The 26,197-nt window shown below is 71.8% G+C and carries 23 protein-coding genes; 13 read left to right on the top strand and 10 right to left on the bottom strand.

The window, feature by feature from the left end:
* The first annotated feature begins 38 nt into the window (after positions 1-38).
* Complete coding sequence (gene menD / locus EDD27_RS15085) at positions 39-1,700, top strand: 2-succinyl-5-enolpyruvyl-6-hydroxy-3-cyclohexene-1-carboxylic-acid synthase (RefSeq protein WP_127932999.1); 1,662 nt, start codon at positions 39-41, stop codon at positions 1,698-1,700.
* A 17-nt stretch (positions 1,701-1,717) separates the two neighbouring features.
* Here menD and EDD27_RS15090 read toward each other — a convergent pair whose 3' ends face one another.
* Together EDD27_RS15090 and EDD27_RS15095 are read right to left on the bottom strand one after the other, a co-directional pair.
* Positions 1,718-2,611 carry a 5'-3' exonuclease gene (locus EDD27_RS15090; RefSeq protein WP_127940709.1) on the bottom strand — a complete coding sequence of 298 codons (894 nt, stop codon included), beginning with the start codon at positions 2,609-2,611 and terminating at the stop codon, positions 1,718-1,720.
* A 5-nt stretch (positions 2,612-2,616) separates the two neighbouring features.
* Positions 2,617-3,819, bottom strand: a complete 1,203-nt coding sequence (locus EDD27_RS15095) for a PP2C family protein-serine/threonine phosphatase (RefSeq protein WP_127933000.1) — start codon at positions 3,817-3,819, stop codon at positions 2,617-2,619.
* Between the two features lie 155 nt (positions 3,820-3,974).
* Here EDD27_RS15095 and EDD27_RS15100 point away from each other — a divergent pair, with 155 nt between their 5' ends.
* A complete protein-coding gene (locus EDD27_RS15100) occupies positions 3,975-5,084 on the top strand; it encodes a M24 family metallopeptidase (RefSeq protein ID WP_164903617.1) in 1,110 nt (369 codons plus the stop codon).
* Positions 5,085-5,096: 12 nt separating this feature from the next.
* Here EDD27_RS15100 and EDD27_RS15105 read toward each other — a convergent pair whose 3' ends face one another.
* Positions 5,097-5,672 (bottom strand): HD domain-containing protein, encoded by a 576-nt coding sequence (locus EDD27_RS15105; protein ID WP_127933001.1) that lies wholly within the window; start codon positions 5,670-5,672, stop codon positions 5,097-5,099.
* 27 nt (positions 5,673-5,699) lie between these two features.
* On the opposite strand from EDD27_RS15105, the gene EDD27_RS15110 reads away from it, so the two are divergent.
* From EDD27_RS15110 to EDD27_RS15140, 7 genes are all read left to right on the top strand, one after another.
* Positions 5,700-6,470 carry a protein phosphatase 2C domain-containing protein gene (locus tag EDD27_RS15110; RefSeq protein WP_127933002.1) on the top strand — a complete coding sequence of 257 codons (771 nt, stop codon included), beginning with the start codon at positions 5,700-5,702 and terminating at the stop codon, positions 6,468-6,470.
* 200 nt (positions 6,471-6,670) lie between these two features.
* Positions 6,671-7,537 carry a terpene synthase family protein gene (locus EDD27_RS15115; protein ID WP_127933003.1) on the top strand — a complete coding sequence of 289 codons (867 nt, stop codon included), beginning with the start codon at positions 6,671-6,673 and terminating at the stop codon, positions 7,535-7,537.
* 257 nt (positions 7,538-7,794) lie between these two features.
* Positions 7,795-8,388, top strand: coding sequence for a GTP-binding protein (locus EDD27_RS15120; protein ID WP_127933004.1), 594 nt, complete (start codon positions 7,795-7,797; stop codon positions 8,386-8,388).
* 23 nt (positions 8,389-8,411) lie between these two features.
* Positions 8,412-8,888, top strand: a complete 477-nt coding sequence (locus tag EDD27_RS15125) for an Lrp/AsnC family transcriptional regulator (RefSeq protein WP_127933005.1) — start codon at positions 8,412-8,414, stop codon at positions 8,886-8,888.
* Between the two features lie 74 nt (positions 8,889-8,962).
* Entirely contained in the window at positions 8,963-10,426 is a 1,464-nt protein-coding gene (locus tag EDD27_RS15130) for a glycosyltransferase 87 family protein (protein ID WP_206641419.1), read from the top strand.
* On the top strand, positions 10,423-11,550 hold the full coding sequence (locus tag EDD27_RS15135; protein ID WP_127933006.1) for an L-talarate/galactarate dehydratase: 1,128 nt from the start codon (positions 10,423-10,425) through the stop codon (positions 11,548-11,550). The genes EDD27_RS15130 and EDD27_RS15135 overlap by 4 nt, the downstream gene beginning before the upstream one ends.
* Positions 11,547-12,224: a FadR/GntR family transcriptional regulator gene (locus EDD27_RS15140; protein ID WP_127933007.1), complete on the top strand. Its 678-nt coding sequence runs from the start codon at positions 11,547-11,549 to the stop codon at positions 12,222-12,224. The genes EDD27_RS15135 and EDD27_RS15140 overlap by 4 nt, the downstream gene beginning before the upstream one ends.
* 55 nt (positions 12,225-12,279) lie before the next feature.
* On the opposite strand, the gene EDD27_RS15145 is transcribed toward EDD27_RS15140, so the two are convergent.
* From EDD27_RS15145 to EDD27_RS15170, 6 genes are read right to left on the bottom strand one after another with little or no spacing between them, the layout of a single operon-like run.
* On the bottom strand, positions 12,280-13,254 hold the full coding sequence (locus EDD27_RS15145; protein WP_127933008.1) for an N-acetylglucosamine kinase: 975 nt from the start codon (positions 13,252-13,254) through the stop codon (positions 12,280-12,282).
* On the bottom strand, positions 13,254-14,513 hold the full coding sequence (locus EDD27_RS15150) for a 6-phospho-beta-glucosidase (protein ID WP_127933009.1): 1,260 nt from the start codon (positions 14,511-14,513) through the stop codon (positions 13,254-13,256). The genes EDD27_RS15145 and EDD27_RS15150 overlap by 1 nt, the downstream gene beginning before the upstream one ends.
* Positions 14,510-15,406 carry a carbohydrate ABC transporter permease gene (locus EDD27_RS15155; protein ID WP_127933010.1) on the bottom strand — a complete coding sequence of 299 codons (897 nt, stop codon included), beginning with the start codon at positions 15,404-15,406 and terminating at the stop codon, positions 14,510-14,512. The genes EDD27_RS15150 and EDD27_RS15155 overlap by 4 nt, the downstream gene beginning before the upstream one ends.
* Positions 15,403-16,341: a carbohydrate ABC transporter permease gene (locus tag EDD27_RS15160; RefSeq protein ID WP_127933011.1), complete on the bottom strand. Its 939-nt coding sequence runs from the start codon at positions 16,339-16,341 to the stop codon at positions 15,403-15,405. Before EDD27_RS15160 ends, EDD27_RS15155 begins: the two co-directional genes overlap by 4 nt.
* Position 16,342: 1 nt before the next feature.
* Positions 16,343-17,686: an ABC transporter substrate-binding protein gene (locus tag EDD27_RS15165; protein ID WP_127933012.1), complete on the bottom strand. Its 1,344-nt coding sequence runs from the start codon at positions 17,684-17,686 to the stop codon at positions 16,343-16,345.
* A 22-nt stretch (positions 17,687-17,708) separates the two neighbouring features.
* Positions 17,709-18,905, bottom strand: coding sequence for an ROK family transcriptional regulator (locus tag EDD27_RS15170; RefSeq protein ID WP_127933013.1), 1,197 nt, complete (start codon positions 18,903-18,905; stop codon positions 17,709-17,711).
* A 323-nt stretch (positions 18,906-19,228) separates the two neighbouring features.
* On the opposite strand from EDD27_RS15170, the gene EDD27_RS15175 reads away from it, so the two are divergent.
* The 4 genes from EDD27_RS15175 to EDD27_RS15190 all read left to right on the top strand — a co-directional run bounded on the left by EDD27_RS15175 (position 19,229) and on the right by EDD27_RS15190 (position 25,403).
* Positions 19,229-21,421, top strand: a complete 2,193-nt coding sequence (locus EDD27_RS15175; RefSeq protein ID WP_206641420.1) for a HelD family protein — start codon at positions 19,229-19,231, stop codon at positions 21,419-21,421.
* A 516-nt stretch (positions 21,422-21,937) separates the two neighbouring features.
* Positions 21,938-24,097 carry an apolipoprotein N-acyltransferase gene (gene lnt / locus EDD27_RS15180; protein ID WP_241564051.1) on the top strand — a complete coding sequence of 720 codons (2,160 nt, stop codon included), beginning with the start codon at positions 21,938-21,940 and terminating at the stop codon, positions 24,095-24,097.
* A gap of 3 nt (positions 24,098-24,100) precedes the next feature.
* Positions 24,101-24,850 (top strand): polyprenol monophosphomannose synthase, encoded by a 750-nt coding sequence (locus EDD27_RS15185; protein ID WP_127933015.1) that lies wholly within the window; start codon positions 24,101-24,103, stop codon positions 24,848-24,850.
* A gap of 58 nt (positions 24,851-24,908) precedes the next feature.
* Positions 24,909-25,403, top strand: a complete 495-nt coding sequence (locus tag EDD27_RS15190; RefSeq protein WP_241564052.1) for an FxsA family protein — start codon at positions 24,909-24,911, stop codon at positions 25,401-25,403.
* An 85-nt stretch (positions 25,404-25,488) separates the two neighbouring features.
* On the opposite strand, the gene EDD27_RS15195 is transcribed toward EDD27_RS15190, so the two are convergent.
* On the bottom strand, positions 25,489-25,833 hold the full coding sequence (locus EDD27_RS15195) for an RNA polymerase-binding protein RbpA (RefSeq protein ID WP_125637410.1): 345 nt from the start codon (positions 25,831-25,833) through the stop codon (positions 25,489-25,491).
* Between the last annotated feature and the right edge of the window lie 364 nt (positions 25,834-26,197).

Consider the following 26,197-nt stretch of genomic DNA (forward strand, 5'->3'; position numbering starts at 1 on the left):
TCTCCCCAGTCGCTTCGCCGGATGCAGGAGGCGTCACGTTGAACCCCGCCACCGCGCTGGCCACCGTGCTGGTCGACGAGCTGGTGCGCTGCGGCCTGACCGACGTGGTGCTGGCACCCGGCTCCCGCTCCGCCCCGCTGGCGCTGGCGCTGCACGCCGAGTCGCGGGTGCGTCTGCACGTGCGCATCGACGAACGTTCGGCGTCATACCTGGCGCTCGGGCTGGCCAAGCGCGCCGAGCGGCCGGTCGCGCTGATCTGCTCGTCCGGCACGGCCACCGCCAACTTCCACCCGGCCGTGATCGAAGCCAGCGAGGCCGGCGTCCCGCTGCTGGTGCTCACCGCCGACCGCCCGCCCGAGTTGCGCGGGACCGGCGCCAACCAGACGATCGACCAGATCAAGATGTACGGGACGGCCACGCGCTGGTTCGCCGAGGTCGGCGTGCCGGAGGACCGGCCCGGGCAGGTGGCTTACTGGCGGTCGCTGGCCTGCCGCGCCTACCAGCGGGCCGCAGGCCCGGCGAACCCCGGCCCGGTCCACCTCAACCTGGCCTTCAGAGAGCCGCTCATCCCCGACGGCGACACCACCTGGAGCGAGCCGCTCGACGGCGGCGCGAACGGCCCATGGGTGCGGGCCAGGGTCGCGCCCCCGCCGATCGCCCTGCACATCCCGCCGACCCGGCGCGGCGTGCTCGTCGTCGGCGACGGCGCCGCCAACGTGCGCCGCTACGTGGCCGCCGCCGGCATGGCGGGCTGGCCGGTGCTGTCGGAGCCGAACGGCGGCGCCCGCTACGGCGACCATGCCATCTCGACCTATCACTACCTGCTGGGCACGCCCGAATTCGCCGACGGGCACCGGCCCGACGTGGTCGTCACGCTCGGCCGGCCCGGGTTGTCGCGGCCGCTGCTGTCGTGGCTCCGGCGGACGGCGGAGCACATCGTGGTGGCGCCCGACCTGGACCGCTGGCCCGACCCGACCCGGTCGGCCACGCAAGTGGCGCAGGCGGTGGAGATCCCGGTGGCCGCGGGCGACGACAGCTGGCTGCACGCCTGGCGGCGGGCGGACCTCGCGGCCAGGTCGGCCGTGGACGAGGTGCTCGACGCCTCAGGACTCAGCGAGCCGCGCCTGGCCAGGGACCTGGTGGACGCGCTGCCGAACGGGGCGTTGTTGTTCAGCGGGTCGTCGATGCCGATCCGCGACCTGGACCAGGCGATGCGTCCGCGGCGCGGCATCAGGGTGATGGCCAACCGGGGCGCCTCCGGCATCGACGGCCTGGTCTCGACCGCGATGGGGGCGGCGCTGGCGCACAACGGGCCCGCCTTCGCGCTGCTCGGCGACCTGTCGTTCCTGCACGACCAGAACGGGCTGATCCTCGGGCCCCGTGAGCCGCGGCCCGACCTGTGCTTCGTGGTGGTCAACAACGACGGCGGCGGGATCTTCTCGCTGCTGCCGCAGGCGGCGGTGCGCGGTCCGTTCGAGCGGGTCTTCGGCACGCCGCACGGGGTCGATCTCGGGTATGCGGCGGCCGCGACCGGGACGCCGTACACGCTGGTGTCGGAGATCACGGAGCTGCCGAAGGCGCTGCGCGGCGAGGGGCCGCGCGTGGTCGAGGTGCGCACCGACCGCGAGGAGAACGTGCTCGTGCACGCCCGCCTGCGCGAGGCCGCGCAGGAGGCCGTGCGCGCCCTGCTGGTCGATTAGCACCTCGAGCGGGCGGGTCAGCCGCCCAGCACGTCGAGCAGGCGGTTGAGCGGGCCGTCCAGGCCGTAGCGGTCGGCCAGGCGCACCAGCGCCTCCGGGTCGCGCGGCTTGGCCGGCAGCGTCAGGTCGGTGGCCGGGAGCGGGGCGTCGTGGGCGACCTTGACGACGGCCGGGGCGGCGCTCAGGTAGTCGCGGGCGGCGGCCAGCCTGGTGCGGCTGCCGGCGGGGAAGCCGTCGGTCACGCCCGCGTCGAGGGCCTCGATGAGGGCGTCGAGGGAGCCGAAGCGGGTGATGAGCGCGGCCGCGGTCTTCTCGCCGACGCCGGCGACGCCGGGCAGGCCGTCGCTGGGGTCGCCGCGCAGGGTGGCGAAGTCGGCGTAGGCGCGGCCGGGGACGCCGTATTTGGCGGTGACGAACGCCTCGTCCACGATCTGCAGGTTGCGGATGCCGCGGGCGGTGTAGAGGACCCGGACCGGGCGGGCGTCGTCGACCAGCTGGAACAGGTCGCGGTCGCCGGTGACGATGTCGACCGCGCCGCTCGCCTGGTGGGTGAGCGTGCCGATGACGTCGTCGGCCTCGTAGCCGGGCGATTCCGGGCGGGCGATGCCGACGGCGTCGAGCACCTCCTGGATGACGGCGATCTGGGGCACGAGCGCGTCGGGCACCACCTCGGTGTTGCCGTGCGCGACGCGGTGCGCCTTGTACGTCGGGATCGCCGCCACGCGGAAGGCCGGCCGCCAGTCGGCGTCCATGGTGGCCGCCAGCTCCCTGGGGGAGTGCTGGCGCACGAGGGTGGCGATCATGTCGATGAGGCCGCGTACCGCGTTGATCGGCGAGCCGTCGGGAGCCGTGATCGACTCCGGCACGCCGTAGAAGGCGCGGAAGTAGAGGGACGGAGTGTCCAGAACCATCAGCACTAGGCCAGTATGCCCACCGCGAGCAGACACGCGTCGTCTTCCGGGTTGGGGCCGCCGATGTCGGACAGCAGGCGGTCGAGCCCTTCCTCCAGGTCGCCGCCCGGCACCTGGCCGGCGACGGCCACGACCTGGTCGAGGCCGACGTCGATGTCGCGGGTGCGCCGCTCGACCAGCCCGTCGGTGAACAGCAGCAGCACGTCCCCGGGTATCAGCCGGGTCGTGGCCAGCTCGTACGGGCGCCCGAACGTGGCGCCGAGCAGCACGCCCCTGGGCTGGTCGAGCCGGCCGGCCACCCCGTCGCGCACCAGGATGGGCGCCAGGTGACCGGCCTGGCTCCAGGCGAACACCCGGGTCTCCGGGTCCAGATGCCCGATGATCGCCGTGGCGGTGGTGTCGTTGAGCTGGTGCAGAACCAGCTCGTTGAGCCAGTCCAGCAGCCGGTTGGCGGGTCGTCCCGTCATGGCGAGGCCGACGAGCGCGTGGCGCAGCTGGGCCATGTGGGCGATCGCGGGCAGGCCGTGGCCGGAGACGTCGCCGATGGCCAGCAGCAGGCGGCCGTCGGGGGCGGGGGCGGCCTCGAACCAGTCGCCGCCGAGGTTCGCGGTCTTCTCGGCGGGCACGTACCGCACGGCGATGCTGGTGTGCGGCGGGCTGGGGCAGCAGGCGGGGTCGGGGAGTATCGCGTCGCGCAGGGCCAGCATGACGTGGCGTTCTTCGGCCGCCTGCTCGCGGGCCTCCAGGAGCTGGCGGCGCGACTCCGACATCAGGCGCTCGGCGCGGCGGCGGCCGGTGATGTCCTGGATGACGCCGTGCAGGCCGATGGGGCCGCCGGGGGCCATGAGCGGCTCGAGCACCACGCGCAGGTCGCGGAGCTCTCCTCCGCGGCGGATGCGGAACTCGGCCTGGACCGGCTCGACGCCCTGCACGGCCGACCACAAGAGCCGGTCGAGCGCGGCCACGTACGCGGGCTCGACGTGCTTGGCGAGCTGGGGCAGGGGGATGGGGCCCTGGCCCGGGTCGCGTCCGAAGATCGTGTACACCTGATCGGACCAGATCGTCTCGCCGGTATGGAGGTGCCATTCCGCCCAGCCCATGTTGCCGAGCCGCTGCGCGTGCGCCAGCCGTACGGCGAGCATCTCCGCGTCGGTTTCGTGCCCGAGCAGCCCGGATTCCACCGCGGCGTTGCCCATGACGTCGACCATAGTCTCACTCTCAAAGTGCAGTGGATCTGGACAATTGTCCCCACACTACGTGATCGTTGTTGAACGGAGTGTAGCGATCGCTTCCTGTGTTGTGAGAGCTTTTCGCGGATTTTAGAAGGCGGGCAAGTAGCGGCGGCCGGAGTAGATTTGGGCCTGTGACGTCCTCAGATCTGTATCCCGTGTCCCGTCTCGCCGCCGTTCAGGAGGCCACCGCCAAGAGCGGTCTCGACGCCCTGCTGCTCACGCCCGGCCCCGACCTGCGGTACGTGAGCGGCTATGACGCCAAGCCGCTGGAGCGGCTCACCTGCCTGGTGGTGCCCGCGGCGGGGGAGCCGTACATGATGGTGCCCCGCTTGGAGCTGCCCGCCGCCGAGGCCTCGCCCGCCTCGCGGCTCGGGCTGGAGTTCGTGGCCTGGGACGAGACCGACGACCCGTATGCGATCGTGGCGGGCCGGCTCGGCGACGTCGGCAAGGTCGGGCTCGCCGACCGGATGTGGGCCATGTCGTCGCTGCGCTTCCGCGAGGTGCTGCCGGGCGCCGAGCAGGTGCTGGCCGGCAGCGTGCTGCGGGAGCTGCGGATGCGCAAGTCCCCGGCCGAGGTGGCGGCGCTGTGCGAGGCGGGGGAGGCGATCGACGCCGTCCACCGGCGGGTGCCCGAGTTCCTGCGCGCCGGGCGGACCGAGCGCGAGGTGGGCAGGGACATCGCCGAGGCGATCCTGGCGGCCGGGCACGAGACGGTCGACTTCGTGATCGTCGCCTCCGGCCCCAACGGCGCCAGCCCCCACCACGACGTGTCCGACCGGGTGATCCAGGCGGGCGAGCCGGTCGTGGTCGACATCGGCGGCCAGCTGCACAACGGCTACTGCTCCGACTCCACGCGCACCTACAGCGTGGGCGAGCCGCCCGCCGAGTTCCGGGCGTACTACGAGGTGCTGCAGCGCGCTCAGGAGGCGGCGTGCGCGGCCGTGCGGCCGGGTGTGTCGTGCGAGTCGGTCGACGCGGCCGCCCGCGACGTGATCGCCGAGGCCGGGTACGCCGACTACTTCATCCACCGGACCGGGCACGGGATCGGGATCGAGACGCACGAGGAGCCCTACATCGTGTCCGGCAACGGGGAGCCGCTGGAGCCGGGCTTCGCCTTCTCCGTCGAGCCGGGCATCTACCTGCCGGGCCGGCACGGCGCCAGGATCGAGGACATCGTGGTGTGCTCGGAGAACGGCGGGGACCGGCTGAACAACACGCCCCGCGACCTGGTGATCGTGTAGGGGCCGCCGCCGTCAGGCGATCGGATAGGCGTTCTGGAAGGCCAGGCGGGCGTCGGCGCCGTTCGCGAGCGTGGTGAGCAGGTCGTCCAGGTCCATGAAGACCTGCCAGGCCGGCGCCTCGCCCGCGAGCCGGTCCACGACGAGTCGCTCCAGGTCCGGCTCGCGCTTGGCCTTCCAGATCTTGTCGGCCAGGCTGACCAGGTGGTCCTCCACCGTGGTGGCCTCGCCGGTCCATGCGGCATGGGTACGGGTGAAGCGGGCCAGCCGCTCCGGCACTCCGCGCTCGCGCAGGAGGCGGTGGCCGGCGTGCTCGTGAGCCGAGCCCGGGCCCGACAGCTCGGCCGGGTGGAGGCACTTGCCGATGTCGTGGATGGCGGCGCCGAACAGCACCGCCTCCCGGTCGACCGGCGTGGCCGGATGGTGGCCGGCCACCCAGTCCAGGAGCTCGGCCGCCACGTCGTGCACGGCTCGGAGATGGGCGGCCAGGCGGGGCGGCGCGTCCAGGTCGCGTAACAGGGCTTCCGCCTCGGCGGGCAGCGGGCGGGGTGGCGGGTCGGTGAGCGCGCGGTCGAGGGCGTTCGAGGTCACGGGGGCCACTGTGGCACAGTCGCTGTCATGTTCGCGGAGGTCACGTACGCCACCAGTGCCGGCTCCGGGCGGCCCAACGAGGACCTGGTGATCGCCGGCCCGTCCTGGATCGTCGTGCTCGACGGGGCCACGGCGGCGGCCGGGGTGGACAGCGGGTGCCTGCACGACGTGCCGTGGCTGGTGGCGCGGCTCGGCGGGGCGCTGGCGGCGCGGCTGGCCGTGGACGGTGACACGCCGCTGTCCGGGGTGCTGGAGGAGGCCATCGAGGAAACGGCGGCGGCGCACGGGGGCGGGTGTGATCTGGGCCATCCGGATTCGCCGTCGTCGACGGTGGCCGTGGTGCGGGTCGCGCGCGGACGGGTGGAATATCTCGTGCTGGGGGATTCGCCGGTCGTGCTCGCGCCGGCGGCCGGCGGGGCCGAGGTGGTGGCCGATGATCGGCTGGAGCGGTTGCCGGGCGGGCGGCCGTACACGGTGGAGCTGGTGCGGCGGATGCGGAACGTGCCGGGAGGGTTCTGGGTGGCCGCGGCCCGGCCCGAGGCGGCCGCCCAAGGGGTGGGCGGGTCAGTGGACGCACGGGAGCTGCGAGGGGTCGGGGTGTGCACCGACGGGGTCGCGCGGCTCGTCGACTGGTACGGGTGGAGCTGGGACGACGTGGTCGCCGCGCTGGACGGGGAGGGGCCGCGCGCGGTGATCGGGGCCGTGCGCGGGCTGGAGGTCGCGCGTGGGCCGGTCCGGGGGAAACGGCACGACGACGCCTCCGCGGCGTGGGGCCGGCTGGTGGCCGCTCCAAGCTGACCGCCTCAGGAACGCACGCACCGCCCCAGGAGCTCACCATCGCTGCCGGGTCAGGTGACAGCCGGCGGGGCGGGCTGATCAGCCACGGTGTTGATACCTTGATCGATAGTGCGCGATCATGAAACACTTTTCCCACAGACGGATATCGGGGTATTGGGGGTCGGCGCCCATGATCCGCGAGCCGATCGAGCGGCCCTAGGATGTCGGACGGCGAGCCGGGCGAGGCCTACGAGCTCGGCAGGACGTGCGCGCTGGCCGCCGAGTGCGGCAGGGACCTGCGACGCTGCGCCCAGATGTACGGCGTGCTGTTCCCGCCCGCGGCCTTCGACCTCGAGCTGTACAACACCCTGACCCTCGCCACCGCCTTCAGCGCCCCCTGGGCCACCGCCGACCGCCTGAAGGTCGTCAACCGGGCCGCCCTGTGGGTCCTGGCCGTCGACCGGCTCGTGAACCACACCGCGATCACCCGCGAGCAGGTCAACCGCCTGACCCGCGAATGCCTGTCCGTGGCCGACGGCGCCGTGCCCCGCTCGGCGGTCACCCGGTTCCTCGCCGACCTGCGCGACGAGCTGGGCACCGTCAAGGAGTTCGACGGCCTGCGGTGGCTCTGGCGAGACCAGCTCGCCAGGATGCTGGCGGGCATGGCCAGAGCGTGGGTGTGGCGTGACACTCAGGTCGTGCCCACGCTGGCCCGCTATCTCGACAACGCCGACAGCCGCGGCTCGTGCTTCGCCGACCTGTCGCACTGGATTTACACGGGCGATGACTGGGCGAAAGCCCACCTGGAGCAATTACGCGGGGTCAGCCGGCATGTGCAGCGCTATCTGCATCTGCTCGGTGACGTGGCGTCATATCGGAGAGACATGAGCTGGGGCGATCTCAACATCCTGGCACTCGGCGTCAGCCGCGCCGAGGTGACGGACGCGATGACGGGGCTCGCGCGCGAGGCGGGGCGGCTGATCGAGCCGGTGCGCGAGCACAGCCCGCGCACCGCCGCCTACCTGCGCAGACAGCTCGGTTTCCAGGCCGGGTTCAACGGCATTTCCGACCCCGGCCCCACCACGTAAGAGCCTTGTCGGAGCCCATGACAAACTGGCTTGACTGCGTTCGCCCCGGATCAGCGAATAACAGCGCTTCGAGCGACAAACCGTGACATATTGATTCTTGCAATAAATTGCGGCTTGAGTGGAAAATGTGGCGTTGCTAGGGTGTCTCGATGCCAGGCATGTGGATCGGCCTACTCAACACACCTTGACAGGTACCACTGACCACGGCACCTCAGGGGCGGGCCGCGCATGCGCGGGAGATGTACGGGCGGTGCTGGATGGAATTCGGTCGCTCTGACCATTGGCGACTGCCGACGGCGATCAAGATCTTGATCGCCGGCGGATTCGGCGCGGGCAAGACCACCATGGTCGGCGCCGTGTCCGAGACCCGTCCCCTGCGCACGGAGGAGGCGCTCACCCAGATCGGCACGCACGTCGACGACCTGTCGGGCGTGGAGCGGAAGCTGACCACCACCGTGGCCATGGACTTCGGGCGCATCACCATCCGCAACGACTACATGCTCTACTTGTTCGGCACCCCGGGCCAGGAGCGGTTCTGGTTCGTGTGGGACGAGCTCGCCATGGGCGCGCTGGGGGCCGTGGTGCTGGCCGACACGCGCCGCCTGGACGACTGCTTCCCGTCCGTCGACTACTTCGAGAAGCGCGAGCAGCCGTTCGTCGTGGCGCTCAACTGCTTCGAGGGCACCCAGCCCTTCACCGTCGGCCAGGTGCGTGACGCGATCGGCCTGGAGCCCGACATCCCCATCGTGCGCACCGACGCCCGCAGGCGCGACTCCGGCAGAGAGGTCTTGGTCACGCTGGTCGAGCATGCGATGCGCCGGGGCGTCACCCCGGTCGGGACCATGTCGTGACCACGACCGGCTACCTTTGACCGATGGAGGAGATCGACCGCCGGATCGTCACGCTGCTGGCCCGCGACGGCCGGATGAGCTTCACCGACCTGGCCAGGGAGACCGGGCTGTCGGTCTCAGCGGTGCACCAGCGCGTACGCCGCCTGGAAAAGCGGGGTGTCCTGCGCGGATACGCCGCGATCATCGACCATGACGCGATCGGGCTGCCGTTGACCGCGTTCGTGTCGATCAAGCCGATCGACCCCGCCGCGCCCGACGACGCCCCTGAGCGGCTGGCCCACCTGGCGGCCATCGAGGCCTGCCACAGCGTGGCGGGCGAGGAGAGCTACATCCTCAAGGTCCGCGTCGCCTCCCCGGTGGCGCTGGAGGACCTCCTGCAGCAGATCCGCGCCGCAGCCAACGTCTCCACCCGCACCACGGTGGTGCTGAGCACGCCGTACGAGCACCGCGCCCCTGACGTGGCCCCCGAACCCGCCTCCGCCCAAGACGGCTCCGTCTGACGGCTTCCGCCCCCGCGACACCTCTTACGAAGTGCGGACGGATCGCTCCTCCGCCGTTTCACCGGCTCGGGACGATGCGACGCTGCCGTCATGAGCACGACAGCACGACACCACCCCCGGCGGCCGTCGCCGGGTCGCGCCGCGTGACGGCCGCGCCGCGGGCAGGCGCGGCCTCCCGGCCCGCGCGCGGCCAGGCAGGCCAGGCAGGCCAGGACGACGCGCTGCCGTCCCGCCGGGCACGGCGGCGGGCGGGTGTGGCGGCGGCGTTGCTCGCCGCGCAGGTGGCCGTCCTCGCCGTGATCTTCCACGCCGCCCCGGACCGGCTCTTCTGGTGGTACGCCGCCGCCTGGACGTTGTTCGGGACGGCGGCGTGGGCGTTGCGCGGCGTGCCGGACCGCCCGGCGGGACGGCTGATCCTGGCCGGGGGACTGGCCGTGATCGCCACCGGCCTGCTGGGCCCGCCGGCCACCAGCACGGACTCCTTCCGCTACGCCTGGGACGGCCGTGTCCAGGCGGCCGGCATCTCGCCCTACGACCACACCCCGGCCGACCCCGCCCTCGCCCACCTGCGTGATCCCTGGCTCTTCCCCGATTGCGCGCAGGGCCGCCTCTACCCGATCGACGGGGCCTGCACGAGGATCAACAGGCCCACCGTGCACACGATCTACCCGCCGCTGGCGGAGGCGTACTTCCTGCTGGTGGACCGCCTCTCGCCCGAGGGGGCGCGGCACAAGCCGCTGCAGGTCTCCGGCGCCCTGCTGGCGGCGGGCACCATGGCCGCCCTGCTGGTCATGCTGCGCAGGCGGGACGTCAGCCGGGCCGCGTACTGGGCGTGGTGCCCCGCCGTGCCCATGGAGGCGGTGAACAACGCCCACGTCGACATGCTCGCCGTGGCCGCCGTCGTGGTCGCCCTCGGCGCCGCCGGCGCCCGGCCGTCCGGGCGCGGGGCGCTGCTCGGGGCGGCGGTCGCGGTGAAGCTGGTGCCCGTCGTGGCGGTCCCGGGCGCGCTCGCCGGGGCGCTGTCGAACGCCTCGGCATTCCGCCGAGCCCTGCGGACTCTGGTCCCGGCCGTCCTGGTCGTGGTGCTCGCGTACCTGCCGTACGTGCTCGCCTCGCAGGGGTCCGTGCTCGGCTACCTGTCCGGCTACGTGGCCGAGGAAGGATATGACGAGGCCGCGGCCCGCGACAGGTACGCGCTCCTGCGCTGGCCGCTGCCCGACTCCTGGGCGCTGCCCGCCGCCCTGGTGATCCTCGCCGCCGTCCTGCTCCACGTCCTCACCCGCGGCGACCCGGACCGCCCGTGGCGCGGCGCGCTCGTGCTGACCGGCGCGGCCTTCCTCGTCCTCACCCCCGGCTATCCCTGGTACGCCCTGCTGATCGTGGGCCTGGTCGCCCTCGACGGCCGCTGGGAGTGGCTGGGCGTGCCGGTGGCGGGCGCGGCGGCGTACCTGACGCCGGCCGGCGCCCCCGCCTACGCCGCGGCGGCCGCCCTGGCCGCTGGCGTCTGGGTTGTACGACAACATAGGATGTCATCATGATGACTTCTGCCGATCGTATTGCCCGGGTGCGCCTGTCCTCCGTTTACCTCCCCCTCGACACACCGGTCAGCGACGCCAAGGTGCTGACCGGCCGGCAGCGGCCGATGACCGAGATCGCGTTCCTGTTCGCCGAGATCGGCACCGAGCAGGGGCACGAGGGCATCGGGTTCGCCTACTCCAAGCGCGCCGGCGGCCCCGGCCAGTACGCGCACGCGAAGGAGATCGCCGGCAACCTGGTCGGCGAGGACCCCAACGACATCGCCCGGCTGTGGGACAAGCTGTGCTGGGCGGGCGCGTCGGTGGGCCGCAGCGGGCTCTCGGTCCAGGCCATCGCCGCCCTCGACGTGGCGCTGTGGGACATGAAGGCCAAGCGCGCGAGCCTGCCGCTGGCCAAGCTGCTCGGCGCCCACCGCGACTCCGTACGCTGCTACAACACCTCCGGCGGCTTCCTGCACGCGCCGATCGAGCAGGTGCTGGACAACGCGTCGGCGGCGCTGGAGCGCGGCATCGGCGGCATCAAGATCAAGGTCGGCCAGCCGGACACCCGGGCGGACCTGGCCAGGCTCAAGGCCGTGCGTGAGCACCTCGGCGAGCAGGTGCCGCTCATGGTGGACGCCAACCAGCAGTGGGACCGGCCGACCGCCGCGCGGATGGGCCGGGCGATGGAGGAATACGGCCTGGTCTGGATCGAGGAGCCGCTGGACGCCTACGACCACGCCGGGCACGCGGCCCTGGCCGCCGCGCTGGACACGCCGATCGCCACCGGCGAGATGCTCACCAGCGTCGGCGAGCACGCCGAGCTGATCAGGGCGCGCGGCGCGGACGTCATCCAGCCGGACGCGCCCCGCATCGGCGGCGTCACCCCGTTCCTGCGGCTGGCCGCCCTGGCCGAGCACGAGAAGCTGCAACTCGCCCCGCACTTCGCCATGGAGATCCACCTGCATCTGGCCGCCGCGTACGCGCTGGAGCCGTGGGTGGAGCACTTCGAGTGGCTGGAGCCGCTGTTCAACGAGCGGCTGGAGATCCGCGACGGCCGCATGCTGGTGCCGGACCGGCCGGGCATCGGCGTCACGCTGAGCGAGCAGGCGGCGAAGTGGACCGCCGAGCGGTACGAGACGACATGACCAGCCGCACGCAGCAGCTCGTCGACACCCTGACCGCGCGCATCCAGGAAGGCGTGATCAGGCCCGGCGAGCGGCTGCCGACCGAGAGCGACCTCGTGGAGACGTACGGCGTGAGCAGGACCGTCGTACGCGAGGCCATCGCGCGGCTGAAGGCGGCCGGGCTGATCGAGACCCAGCACGGGCGCGGCAGCTTCGTGCTGGCCCGGCCCAGCACGACCGGCTTCGACCCGGCACCGGCCAGGACCCGGCAGGAGGTGCTCGACCTGCTCGACTTCCGCATGGGGGTCGAGGTCGAGGCGGCCGGTCTGGCCGCCGCCCGCCGCTCCGAGGCCGGGCTGACGGGGCTGCGGGAGGCGCTGGAGAGCTTCGAGTCGGCGGCCGGGCACCCGAGCGCGGCGGTCAACGCCGACTACCTGTTCCACCTGCGGATCGCACTGGTCACCGGCAACCGGTACTTCGCCGATCTGCTCGCGTCGCTGGGCCCGTCGATGATCATCATGCCGCGGGAACGGCTGCGTCCCGACCGGCCGGACTTCGCCAGGATCGTCGCCGAGCACGACCACATCTACGCCGCGATCCGGCGGCAGGACGCCGAGGGCGCCCGCGCCGCCGTCCGGGTGCACCTGTCCAACAGCCGCGCCCGCCTCCTGCAGGACGAGGACCCCCGAGCCTGACGCCCGGGGCGTCCAAGACGGTGCCGAGCGCCCGCGCAGACGGTCCTGCGCGGGCTCAGGGCGTGCGAGACGGCTCGAAGTGGGCGCGGAGCCGGGTCCTGGCCGCCTCGGCGGCGCCGAGGCGGTCCAGGCCCAGCAGGGCCGCGCCCATGACCGGAGGCACGTCGGCCACCACCGGCTGCGCCCGCGGCGCCCGCACGGCGAACTCCGTGTCCAGCAGCGAGGTCATCAGCGGGTCCCGGGCGGTCAGCAGGCCGCCGCCCAGCACCACCTGCGCCGGCGTCTCCAGCAGCCCGAGCCGGCGCAGGCAGACCTCGGCCATGACCGCCACCTCCTCGGCCTGCCGCTCCACCAGCGACCTGGCCACCGCGTCCCCGCCCGCCGCCACCGCGAACACGCCGGGCGCCAGCTCGTGCAGCCGCGCCCCGTCCAGGCGGCCGAAGTGGATCTCCAGCACCAGCTCCTCGACCGTCCGGGTCCCGAAGTGGGACGTCACCAGCCCGGCCAGAGCGGTCGGCGCACCCCGGCCGTCCTCGGCCCTGGCGGCGTGCCACAGGGCCTGCTCGCCCAGTCCATGGCCGCCGCCCCAGTCGCCGCTGATCGGTCCGAGCGCGGGGAAGCGGGCGATCTCGCCGGAGGGAGAGACGCCGACCGCGTTGATGCCCGCCCCGCACACGACCGCCACCCCCCACGGGGCCGACGCGCCGGCCCGCAGCAGCGCGAACGTGTCATTGCGCACCACGACGTCCGCCCCGAACCCCCGGGCCGTGAACTCCCGGGCGAGCGCCTCCTCCTCCACGGGCAGATCCGCCCCGGCCAGGCAGGCCGACACGTGGTCGAAGCCACCGGCGGGCGCCAGCGCCGCGACCGCCGCCTCGACGACGCTCACGGCCGCCGCGGCACCGTCCTGCTGCGGCACGAAAGGGCCGGCGCGGCCCGTTCCGAGCACCTCGCCGTCCTCCGACACCAGGGCCACGTCGGTCTTGCTGTTGCCGCCGTCCACGGCCAGAACGAGCCTGGGAGGCGTCACTAGCCCACCGTCCAGGGCAGGCGCTCGCGCCCCGCCTCGAGCAGCAGGCCGGTCAGCTCCTCGGCGAGCTCGTCCTGCCCGACCAGCGGGTGGGCGAGCAGCGCGTCACGCACCCGGTCCGCGCCGCCCTGCCGGGCCGCGTCCAGGGCCAGCGTCTCGTACGCGGACACGTTCGCGATCAGGCCGGCGTACAGCGGCTCGACGGGAGCCACCGGCAGCGGCACCGCCCCGCCGGCGCCGACGGTCGCCGGCACCTCGATCACCGCCTCGTCGCCGAGGAACGGCAGCGTGCCCGCGTTGCGCACGTTCACCACCTGCGTGTCGCCCCGATCGCCGAGCAACGACGCGATCAACGCCACCGCCGCCTCCGAATAGAACGCCCCGCCCCGCTGGGAAAGCAGCTCCGGCTTCTCCACCACGGACGGGTCGGCGTACAGCTCCAGCAGCCGTGTCTCCATCTCCGCCACCTCCGCGGCCCGCGACGGTTTCGAGCGCTGCTCGCGCACGACCGCGTCATGAGCGTAGAAATACCGCAGATAGTAGGACGGGACGACGCCGAGCCGCCGCAGCAGCCCCAGCCGCAGGCCGAGGCTGTCGGCGATCTCCTGGCCGTGCTCGGCCAGCAGCGCCGGCAGCACGTCCCGGCCGTCGAGGTAGACGGCCCGCTCCCAGGTCAGATGGTTGAGCCCGACGTGGCCCAGCGAGACCCGCGCCGGGTCGGCGCCGAGCCAGGCGGCGAAACGCCGCTGGAACCCGATCGCCACGTTGCACAACCCGATCGCCCGGTGCCCGGCGTCCAGCAGGGCCCGGGTGACGATCCCGACCGGGTTGGTGAAGTCCACGATCCAGGCGTCCGGGGCGTGCTCGCGCACCGTCTCGGCGATGCGCAGCACGACCGGGACCGTGCGCAGCGCCTTGGCCAGGCCGCCCGCACCTGTCGTCTCCTGCCCGACGCAGCCGCAGCGCAGCGGCAGCGTCTCGTCCAGGTCGCGGGCGGCCTGCCCGCCCACCCGCAGCTGGAACAGCACCACCTGCGCCCCGGCGACGCCCTCGGCGACCGAGGAGGTGGCCAGCACCCGCGCCGGGTGCCGGGCGTGCGCCAGCATCCGCCGCGACACCCCGGCCACCAGCTCCAGCCGCACGGGGTCAGGGTCTATCAGGGCGATCTCCGACACCGGCAGCTCGTCGCGCAGCCGCGCGAACCCGTCGATCAGCTCCGGCGTGTACGTCGAGCCGCCCCCGACCACGGCCAGTTTCAACCCTTCACTCCCGTCAAGGTGACGCCCTCGATGAACACTTTCTGGGCGAGGAAGAACACGATGATCACCGGTGCCGTCACCAGGAGTGTGGCGGCCATGGTGAGATTCCACTGCACGCTGTGGAAGGCCTTGAACGTCGCCAGGCCCAGCGACAACGTCAGCTTCTCCTGCTCGACGCCGGCGTACAGCAGCGGCCCGTAGTAGTCGTTCCAGCAGTAGAAGAACTGGAACAGCGCCACCGCCGCGATCGCCGGGCGCGCCATCGGCAGCACCACCCGCAGCAACGTCTTGACGTCCGAGCAGCCGTCCACCCTGGCCGCGTCGGTGTAGTCGCGCGGGATCGTGAGGAGGAACTGGCGCAGCAGGAAGATGGAGAACGCGTCGCCGAGCAGCAGCGGCAGGATCAGCGGCCACAGGCTGTCGGTCAGCCCCAGCCGCGCCCACACCAGATAGATCGGCACCGCCACGACCTGCGGCGGCAACATCATCGTGGTGACCACCACGAGGAACGCCAGCCGCCGCCCCCGGAAGCGGAACCTGGCCAGCGCGTACGCCACCGGCACCGACGACACCAGGGTGAAGACCGTGCCGAGCGCCGCGTACATCAGCGTGTTGCCCGCCCACCGCAGCAGCAGCGACTTCTCGAACACCTCCGCGAAGTTGCCCCAGTTCCAGCTCTGCGGCCACAACGCGCTGGTCAGCGCCTGCTCGTCGGTCATCAGCGCAGTGAGCCCGATGAACACCACGGGCGCCAGGAACATCAGCGCCAGCGCGATGGCCAGGGCGTGCGTGGCGATCCACACCAGCACGCGCCGCCTGCGCGCCCTGGCCCCGTCGTGCCGCGCGCCCCGCGCGAGCGCGGTGCGGGGCGGCGCGGTGATCGTGGCGCTCATGAGACCTCCTCGGCCCTGCGGAACTGCCGCAGCAGGATCAACGTGAAGATCATGGAGGTGCCGAACAGCAGCAGCGCCAGCACGCAGGCGTACCCCATGGTGTAGTCGCGGAAGCCGACGTGGAACAGCCACTGCGGCAGCGTGAGCAGCGACTCGTCCGGGTAGCCCGGGGAGAACGAGCTGCCGGCCGAGTCGGTCTCGCCCGAGGCCACGCGGGAGGCCACCATGGCCTGGGAGAAGTACTGCAGGGCGTAGATGACGTTCGTGACCAGGGCGAACATCAGCACCGGCGCGATCATCGGCAGGGTCACGCTGCGGAACTGCCGCCACGGGCCCGCGCCGTCGATGGCGGCGGCCTCGTACAGATGCTTGGGTACGTCGAGCAGGGCCGCCATGAAGATCACCATGAGCTGGCCGCAGCCCCACAGCGACAACATCGTCAGGCTGGGCTTGGACCAGGCCGGATCGCCGAACCAGTCCGGCCCCTGGGCGCCGAACCAGGCGAGCACCTGGTTGACCGGCCCGGTGCCCGGGTTCAGCAGGAACACGAACGTGATCGTGCCGGCGGTCATCGGCACCAGCGACGGCAGGTAGAAGATCGTCCGCAGCAGGCCGACGCCGGCCTTGAGCCTGATCACCAGCTGGGCGAGTACCAGCGAGAACAGCACGGTCGCCGGGACCATGATGAGCACCAGCCACAGCGTGTTGCGCGCCGAGGTGCCCACCCGGGCGTCCTTCAGCAGGTAGCGGTAGTTGTCCAGGCCGATGAACTCGAGGGTGTACATGTCGTAGCGGTGGAAGGAGAAATACACCGTGGACAGCAGCGGGTAGACGAAGAAGATCGACACTCCGGCGATCCACGGAGACAACCAGAGGAGGGCACGCAGGCCCTCGCCGCGCCGCCATCGCGGCGGCGCGGCGTGGACGGCGCTCACATCAGCCTCCGGACAACTTCAGCTTGTCGTTGATCTGCTTGTCCACGTCCTTCAGCCCGGCGTCCAGGTCCGGTACGGAGCCCTTCTCCCACTTGGTGATGAAGGAGGCGAAGACCTCCTGATTGAAGACACTGTTCACGCTGGCGGGCAGCGTCGAGGTCTTGGGGTGGCTGAAGATGTCGAGGAACGTCTTGAAGTTGGCGTCCTTGGCCAGGTCGGGCGACTCCATGGACGCCTTCGTGGTGGGGACGTTGCGCAGCGCGTTCGACAGCGTCACCAGCGAGCTCGTGTCCGTCGTCAGGTACTTGATCAGCTCCCAGGCGTGCTGGGGGTTCTTGGCGCCCTTCGGCACGCCGATGACGGTGCCGGCGGTGAAGCCGCTTCCGTACAGGTCGGGCTTGTCGTCGGCGACGGGCAGGGGAGCGGTGCCGTAGTCCAGATCCTTGGCGTCGTTGGCGAGCATGGCGTTGCGCCACTCGCCGTCCAGGATCATGGCGACCTTGCCCTTGTAGAAGGGGTGCTCGGCGCTCCATTCGTCGCCCAGGCTCTTGCGGAACTTGTCCAGCTTGTCGTAGCCGTACCAGTCGATCAGCTCCTTCTGCCAGGTCAGCAGCTGCTTCCAGGCCGGGTCGGAGCCGATGGCCGAGGTGCCGTCGTCGTTGTACCACTTCGCGCCCACCATGGGGCCGATGTGGCTGGGGCTGTTCTCGTAGTACTGGACGCTCGGGATGAAGCCGGCCACCTTGATGTCGCCGTCGGCGTCGCGGACGGTGAGCTTCTTGGTCAGCTCGGTCAGCTCGCTCAGCGTCTTGGGCGGCTCGTTGCCCTTCATCAGGGCCTTGTTGTAGTAGAGGCCGTAGGCGTCGGCCAGCAGCGGCAGCGTGCACTGCTTGCCGTCGAAGGCCGTGTAGGAACGTGCCACCGCCGGCAGCACGGTCAGATCGATGCCGTCCTGCTGGATCACCGGGGTGAGGTCTTGGAACGCTCCCGACTTGCACCATTGGGCGACGTTGTCGGTGGTGAACGAGGCCGCGACGTCGGGCGCCTTGCCGCCGCGGATGGCCTGGGTGATCTGGTCGTCCTGCACGCCCTTGGTGGCCTTGACGGTGATCTGCGGGAACTTCTTGTTGAACCCGGCGATGGCGTCCTCGAACGCCTTGACCTCGGCGTCGGTGGAGAAGCCGTGCCACAGCTCGATCGTGGCGGCGGGAAGGGCCTGTGAAGCGGATCCTGAGGGTTGGGGCTGGGCGCCGAGCGAGGGCCCGGCCTCCTTGCCGGCGGTGCAGGCGGTCAGCACTGTGGAGCCCAAAAGGGCTGCGACGACCGCGAGGGGGACGAAGCGCACGGGGGGTGCCTCCTGCCAGGTTTCATGAGGGAACGGTTGAGCTGAAGACCTCCTCGCGCACGGTGTCGAGGGCCAGGTCGAGAGCGCCGGCCAGGACCGGGTTGCCTTCGACGCTCGACAGGCGCACGCGGGGGCGGGGGATGGTGAGCGCGTGCAGCTCGTGCTCGACGAGCTCGCGCAGGGTCTCGCCGCCGGACAGCACCACGCCGCCGGTCAGCACGATCAGGCCGGGATCGATGACCGAGGTGATCGCGGCCAGGCCAACAGCCAGGCGGGCGGCGATGTCACGCAGCCCGGCCCTGGCGTCGTCGGCCTTCTGGCCGGTGCCTTCGGCGGCGCGCACGGCGTTCGCGACGGCCTGGCGGAAGTCGGCGCCGCGCACGCCGTACGAGCGCAGCAGCTTCAGCACGGCCGGGCCGCCGGTCAGCGCCTGGTAGCCGTGGTCGGCGAGGCGGCCGGCCTCCCGGGCCGTCGGCGCGCCCGGGGTCGGCATGTAGCCCACCTCGCCCGCGCCGCCGGTCGCGCCCCGGTGCATGCGCCCGCCCATGACGATGGCCGAGCCGATGCCCGAGTCCGCCCACAGCAGCACGAAGTCCTGGCTGTCCTGGGCGGCGCCGTGCGCCTGCTCGGCGAGCGCGACGAGGTTGACGTTGTTCTCGATGTCCACCGGCACGCCCAGCCCGGCGCTGAGCGTGGGCACCAGGTCGGGGATCTGCCAGCCGGGCACGTCCTTGGTGGCGGCGTACCCGAGCCTGCCGGTGGTCGGGTCGATCGCGGCCTGCACGCCGATGACGACCCGGCGCAGCTTGTCGGGCGGATTCGCGCCCAGCAGCGCCGCGTTGAGCCGGTCGACCAGCTCGCCGTGGGGCCGGCGCGGCGTCGGCAGGGTGTGCTCGCCCACGATCGCGCCGGTGATGTCGGCCACCTTGACCTCGATCCGGTCCGGGGTGACGTCGAGCGCGCCCACGTAGGCGGCCGCCGGGTTGATCCGGTAGACCTCGGCCGTACGGCCCGGCAGGCCCTCCCTGATGCCGTCGAGCACCACCAGCCCCGCCTCCTGCAGCCGGGCGAGAAGCTGGGATGCCGTCGGCTTGGACAGGCCGGTGAGCGTGCCGATCTCGGGGCGGGTCAGCGGGCCGCGTTCGAGGAGTGCCTGCAGGGCCGCGCGATCGTTGATGGCACGTAGCAGACTGGGTGTCCCCGGCACGGGACCGCTCACGGTGGCTCCTTCGCTTGGAGTTAGGAAACTTTCCTAACTTGCGAAGAACGTAAGGCGGACCTGCCGGAATGGTCAAGAGTCGAAACGAAGACGTAACCGAACGCCGGTGAAGGAAGAAAAGAGGGGCAGACTACCTCGACAGGCATGCTAATGTCGTCGTTTGTCGTAACAACAAGCAGAATGGCCCGGAGTGTCCCATTAACCACAATAATGGTCAGGCGGCAACCCGTCAAACGGAGCTCGCCAGGGAGCAGGCGTACGTCACCCGCCTCTACGACCGGCTCGACACGCTGCGCGAGCGTACCCAGCACCAGCTGAAGGAGGTGCTGGCCTCGGGCGCCGTCGGCACGATGCAGAACCGGTCGGAGCGCGACACGTTCGCCGACATGTACGCCTCCAGGCTCGCGCGCCTCTGGGCGGTCGAGCGCGGCCTGGTTTTCGGACGGCTGGATCACGTCGAGGAGGGCCGGCTCTACATCGGCAAGCTCGGCCTCACCGACGACGACCAGCGACGGCTGCTCATCGACTGGCGGGCCCCGGTCGCGCAGCCCTTCTACCGCGCCACCCCGGCCGCGCCGATGGGCCTGACCAGGCGCCGGCACCTGCAGACCAAGGGCCGCACGGTCGTCGGTGTCGACGACGACCTGCTCGACCTCGACTCGCTCAGCGACGCCGACCGCGCCACGCTCAACGGCGAGGCCGCGCTGCTGGCCGCGCTCGACGAGCGGCGCACCGGCCGCATGCGCGACATCGTCGCCACCATCCAGGGCGAGCAGGACCGCGTCATCCGCAGCGACCTCAATGGCGTGCTGGTCGTGCAGGGCGGCCCCGGCACCGGCAAGACGGTCGTGGCCCTGCACCGCGCCGCCTACCTCCTCTACACCCACAGGGAGCGCCTGGAGCGCCGCGGCGTGCTCATCCTCGGGCCCAACCTCACGTTCCTGCGCTACATCGAGCAGGTCCTGCCCTCGCTCGGCGAGACCGACGTGCTGCTGTCCACGGTCGGCGAGCTCTATCCCGGCGTGACGGCCACCGCCAGGGAACGCCCCGAGGTGGCGGCGCTCAAGGGCGACCTGCGCATGGCCGAGGTCATCGCCAAGGCCGTGCGCGACCGCCAGAAGGTGCCCCGCAAGCCCATCGAGCTGCCCATCGGCCGGATCACGCTCACCATCGACCGTTCGATGCTGGAGGCGGCCAGGAACAAGGCCACCCGGTCGCGGCGCCCGCACAACCAGGCCCGGACCGTGTTCGTCAGGTCGCTGCTCAACGCGCTGGCCAGGCAGCAGGCCCGCAAGATCGGCAAGGGGCTGATCGACGAGGAGGAGCTGGCCGACCTGCGCGAAGAGCTGCGGACCGAGCCGGTGGTCAAGACGGCGCTCAACCGGCTGTGGCCGTACCTGACGCCGCAGCGGTTGCTGCTCGGCCTCTACGGCTCGCCGGAGCGGCTGGACTACGCGGCCTCTCAGCTGACGCCTGAGGAACGCGCGCTGCTGCGCCGCGACGGAGGGGACTGGACCGAGTCCGACGTGCCGCTGCTGGACGAGGCCGCCGACCTGCTCGGCGAGATCGACGAGCAGGTGCTGCGCGCGACCGCCCTGCAGGCGGAGGAGGAGCTGGCCGCCGCCCGGCAGGCCGAGGAGCACCAGCGTGAGGCCGAGCTCGCCTACGCCCGCGAGGTCCTGGAGCTGACGGGCCTGTCCGACGTCATGGAGGCCGAGCGGCTGGCCGAACGTCAGCGCGGCGAGGGCCCGTACCTCACCACCGCCGAACGCGCCGCCGCCGACCGCACCTGGGCTTACGGGCACGTGATCGTGGACGAGGCGCAGGAGCTGTCGCCGATGGCCTGGCGGGCGGTCATGCGCCGCTGCCCGACGCGGTCGATGACGATCGTCGGGGACATCGCGCAGACCGGCTCGGCGGCCGGGGCGCGGTCGTGGTCGTCGGTGCTCGACCCGTATGTGGCCGGGCGCTGGCGCCAGGAGCGGCTCACCGTCAACTATCGCACGCCGGTCGAGCTGATGGCGGTGGCCGCCCGCGTCCTGACCACCATCGACCCGGCGCTCGAGGCTCCGACCTCGGTGCGGGAGCTGGGTGTCGAGCCGTGGTCGGCGCCGCTGTCGGCGCTGCCCGAGCTGGCCAAGGCCGAGGTCGGCGAGGGCGGCAAGGTCGCCGTCGTGGTGCCGGACGCGCTGCTCGCCTCCCTGGGCTCCGAGGTCGCGGCGGCCGTCACGGGAACCGTGGTGGTCACGCCCGGGGCCGGGCGGGCCAGGGGGGCCGAGGCCCTCGACGCGCCGGTGGCCGTCATGGGGGTGGCCGACGCCAAGGGACTGGAGTTCGACTCGGTCATCGTGGCCGAACCCGACCTCATCGCCGCCCAGTCGCCACGAGGACCCAGCGACCTGTATGTTGCTCTCACCCGTGCCACGCAGCGGCTCGGCGTCGTTCACGAACGGCCGCTTTCCCCGGCGCTGCAGGGCTTGGCGAGCCGCTCGCCCGCACCGGCAAGTGGGCTTTGATCTGCATTGCGGCGGCAGGTGATACATGTCCTACCTGCGGAAACTTGATGTTTCTGCTGATCGGGACACGGTTGACATCTGAGGTGGAGTCGGTAGTTTGCTGCGCAGTCCAGCACGGGACTTGGCCGGTTGGCCGTCTCTGACATCGCCGGATCCTGCGTCCGTGACGGAGCGTGACTTCGTCTACACAGCCAGGTGCAGGGCCGTCGGTCCGTCGAGTCGGGGCACCCCAACCGGGCGGGGGGTTGGACCCGGGACGGGTCCGGGAGCCCAGTAGACAACGGAATTCCGCGCTCGCCGCCGACGAGACGGGTCCGGTCCGAAGGGTTTCCGGGCCCTCTTCCCGCTCTCGTGCGCAGGACCGACCAGTGCGCCGGGTGGTCCCGTGGATCGCGGGATCACCCTGCCGCCACCATTTCTTTTCGATCTTTCTTGTGCCCGTGCTGGCATGAGCGCGGCCGCGGGGCGGTAGCGTTTTCGCAAGCAGGAGTTCGATGGTGGCGAGGAGATCCCGGAGTGGTTCAGGACAGAGCGAGCCTACCGCCCACAACCGGGCACGGCTCACCTCCGGCCGCACAGGCCGACCCGTCCTCCCCGGACGCTCCGGGGAGCGCCGCGCCACTGCCGCAGACGCTGAACACCCCTGGCGCCACCACTGCGCCCGAGACTCCCCAGACGCTGAACACCCCTGGCAACACCACTCGGCCCGAGACTCCCCAGGCCCATGAGCCGTCGCCCGACGGCGACGCGACGAAGGGCCGGCCGGCCGGGGACGGAGCGATCGGCGGCCTCGGCACCGCGTCGACCGGAGCCGGTCCGGCCAAGGACGCAGCGGCCGACGGGGCAGGGGCGGCCTTGCGGCTCGCGCCCATGCACGTGGACGCGCCAGAGGCAGGCGCGGCGCAGGAGCCGCCGGCCGGCGGCGGTGTGACCGGTGCCCCTGAGCCCGCGCCCGTGGCCGCCGCGCCGCCGGCGGAGGCCGGAGCGACCGGTGACGCCCCGGAGGCCGCGTCCGTGGGCCTTGCGCCGTCGGCCGAGGGCGGGACCGGTGACGACCCCGAGGTCGCGCTGGAGGCCGCTGCGCCGACGGTGAGGGGAGCCCAGAGCGAGGCGGGGGTTGTGCCGCCTGCGGGGCACGCCGCGCCCGGGGAGTCCGGGCGGCGGGAGCCGCGGAAGGTGCTCGCGGCCCGGGTCGTGGCGGCTGTGGTCGGCGGGATCGTGTTGTTCGCCGCCTTTCCGCCTCTCGGCTGGTGGTTGTGCGCGCCCCTCGGCATAGGACTCATCGTGGGGTCGCTCTATGGGGCCCGGCCCAGGCGGGCCGCCTGGCTGGGGTATCTCGGTGCGGCGGTGTTCCTGTTCCCCGCCCTCGCCTGGGTGCGCACCATCGGCGACGACGTCTGGCTCATGCTGGTCGGCACCGAAAGCCTGTTCTACGCCGCCATGGCCGCGCTCGCCGCGCTGGTGTTCAGGTTGCCGGGGTGGCCCGTGTGGTTCGGTGGCCTGTGGGTGGCCATGGAGTGGGCACGCGGCCTGGTGCCCATCGGCGGGTTCCCGTGGGCGCGGGTGGCCTTCAGCCAGGGTGAGTCGTTGTTCACCCCGTACGCGGCACTCGGTGGCGCGCCGCTGGTGTCGTTCGCCGTCACCCTGTGCGGCGCCCTCCTGGCGCACGCCGTCCTGGTGCGCAGCCGGGCGTGGCGCAGGGCGGTCCCGGTCGCGATGGCGCTGGCGGTGCCGGTGCTCACCCTGGCGATCCCGCGCCCTGGCGACGAGGGCCGCACGGTCAACGTCGGCATCGTGCAGGGCAACGTCCCGGGCCGCGGCATGTACGCCCTCGGCGACGAGCCCGCCGTTGTCCTGAAAAATCATGCCAACGAGACGAAACGCCTCGCCGAGGCCGTACGCGCCGGAAAGCTCCCCAAACCCGACATCGTCGTCCTGCCGGAGAACTCCACCGACATCGATCCTTACCAGGACGAGTTCGCGCGCCAGATCATTCAGGACTCGGTACGGGACGTCGGCGTGCCCACGCTCGTCGGCGCCGTCGTCGCGATCGGCGAGGACCACCGTGCCACCCGCAGCCTCGTGTGGGACCCGGTGACCGGGCCGGGCGCCTACTACGACAAGCAGAACCTGGTGCCGTTCGGCGAGTACACGCCGTTCAAGGACATCGTGCTGGCGCTGTGGGAGCGTGCCAGTCTGGTCGGCAGGCAGTCGGTTCCCGGCAACAAACCAGGTGATCTGAAGCTGGGCCCGGTCACGATCGGCGCGGTCAACTGCTACGAGGTGGCCTACGACGGCACCGTGCGCGGCACCGTGCGCGCCGGCGGCACCCCGCTCGTGGTGCAGACCAACAACGCCTCCTACGCCCTGTCCAACCTGCCGCCGCAGCAGCTGGCGATGTCGCAGCTGCGTGCAGTCGAGCACAACAGGGCCGTGGTGACCGCCGCGACCACGGGAATCTCGGCTTTCGTCACGCCTGACGGTAGGGTCGCATGGCAGACCCGCGAGCTGGTCGCGGACATGAACGTGGTCAAGGTGCCCGTACGCACCCAGGAGACGCTCGCCACCAAGGTGGGAGGGCTTCCTGAGTGGGCATTGATGGTGATGGGAGCGGCGGCCGCCGCGGTCGCCGCGTGGCGTGGCAGGCGGCGAGGCGACCAGGTGAGGAACGACTGAACAATGGAGACTCTCGGCCGGGTGCTGGTCGTCGTACCGACCTACAACGAGCGTGACAACCTGCCCATGATCGTCGGGCGGGTGCGCGCGGCCGTGCCGGAGGCCCACGTGCTCGTGGCCGACGACAACAGCCCCGACGGCACCGGCGAGGTAGCCGACGAGCTCGCCGCCGCCGACGACCACGTGCACGTCCTGCACCGGCCGGGCAAGCAGGGCCTCGGCGCCGCCTACATCGCCGGCTTCCGCTGGGGGCTGCAGCAGGGCTACGACGTGCTGGTGGAGATGGACGCCGACGGCTCGCACCAGCCGGAGGAGCTGCCGAAGCTGCTCCATGCGCTGGCCGACGGCGCCGACCTGGCGATCGGGTCCCGTTACGTGCCCGGCGGCAAGGTGGTCAACTGGCCGCACCGGCGTGAGCTGCTGTCGAAGGGCGCCAACGTCTACACGCGCGTCATGCTCGGTCTGCCGGTACGCGACGCGACCGCCGGCTTCCGCGCCTACCGCGCCGCCACCCTGGAGAAGGTGGGCCTGTCGGGGGTGGAGTCGCAGGGCTACTGCTTCCAGGTCGACCTGACGTTGCGCACGTCCCGGCACGGGCTGCGGGTGGTGGAGGTGCCCATCACGTTCGTGGAGCGTACGGTGGGCAAGAGCAAGATGAGCGGCAAGGTCATGTCCGAGGCGCTGTGGCGGATCGGCATGTGGGGCGTCACCGGCCTGCCCAGGCGGCTGCGCCGCAAAGGCGAGTCAGGATAGGAACGCTTCCGGTGCGCCGGGCGTTGTTCCTGGCGTACGCGTGTGCGGAATCGAGGAAATGATGCGGCTCCTGCTCTTCCTGGCCTTCCTGGTCGTCCCCGTCCTGGAGATCTGGCTGCTGATCCAGGTCGGCTCCGTGATCGGCGGCCCGGCGACCGTGGCCCTGCTGATCGCCGACAGCCTCCTGGGCGCGTGGATCGTGCGCCGTGAGGGACGCCGGGCCTGGCGGGCGCTGCAGGAGGCGCTGCAGTCCGGCCGGATGCCCAACCGCGAGCTGGCCGACGGCGGCCTGGTGCTGGTGGGTGGCGCGTTGCTGCTGACGCCGGGGTTCTTCACCGACGTGTTCGGGTTCTTGTGCGTGCTGCCGTTCACCCGGCCGATGATGCGCCGCCTGGGGGCGTGGTTCTTCGAGCGCCGGGTCAAGCGGATGGCGGCCGCGTCACCGTATGCGAACCTCTTCCCGCCGAGCCCCGGTGCCGGCGCTGCCCACGGCGACGCCCCGCAGGGCGGCAGGGTGGTGCACGGCGAGGTCATCCGGGAGGACCGCGACTGACGGCCTCGGCCGGCCGCATGCGCGCCGGCGTGCGAGCATGAAAAACCCCCGGGCCGGAGCCCGGGGGTTTCACCGTGAGAGGAGGTCAGGCGCTCTTACGACGCTGGGCTCGCAGCACCGCGAGACGCTCGTTGAGCACCTCCTCAAGGTCTTCTATGGAGCGCCGCTCCAGGAGCATGTCCCAGTGCGTCCGTGGGGGCTTCGTCTTCTTGGATTCCGGCTGCTCGCCGTCCACGCGGACCGCGGTCACGCCGCACATGCGGCACTCCCACGTCGCGGGGATTTCGGCCTCGGCGGCAAGCGGAACCTCGAAGCGATGGCCCTTAGGACAGGTGTAGGACACCTCCTGGCGCGGAGCCAGATCCGTGTTACGGTCGTTCTCGTAGCTGGTTGCCCCGAGCCGGGTGCCACGAAGCGCGCGCTCGCCCATGTCTCAATGCCTCCTACAGGGCCCCCTTGAAGTGGGGGGTCTGTCTCCCACGGTGTCTAACGCTTGGTACCGTGATGGGATTCCCACCTGCGGGGTGATCCAATCCCGGATGGAGCCTCGGTTCTTCAGACGATTGCCGATTTCCCTCGTGTCCGCGCCGTCCGCAGGGCTGTGGCCAGCCAGAGCCCGCCGATCATGATGAGCGCGCCGTGCGCGATTCGCAGCGGGTAGGGGCCGAAGTTCCTGCGGCGAGCAGTTCACGCCGGTGGTGACGTGCCCGCACTGCGGCGAGAAGGCGAGCGCGGACACGATCACGGTCGTCGGCGGGCCGGGCGCGGCCCAGGGGCCCGGCACGATGGTGCTG

This window comes from Nonomuraea polychroma (assembly GCF_004011505.1).
GTDB classification, from domain to species: domain Bacteria; phylum Actinomycetota; class Actinomycetes; order Streptosporangiales; family Streptosporangiaceae; genus Nonomuraea; species Nonomuraea polychroma.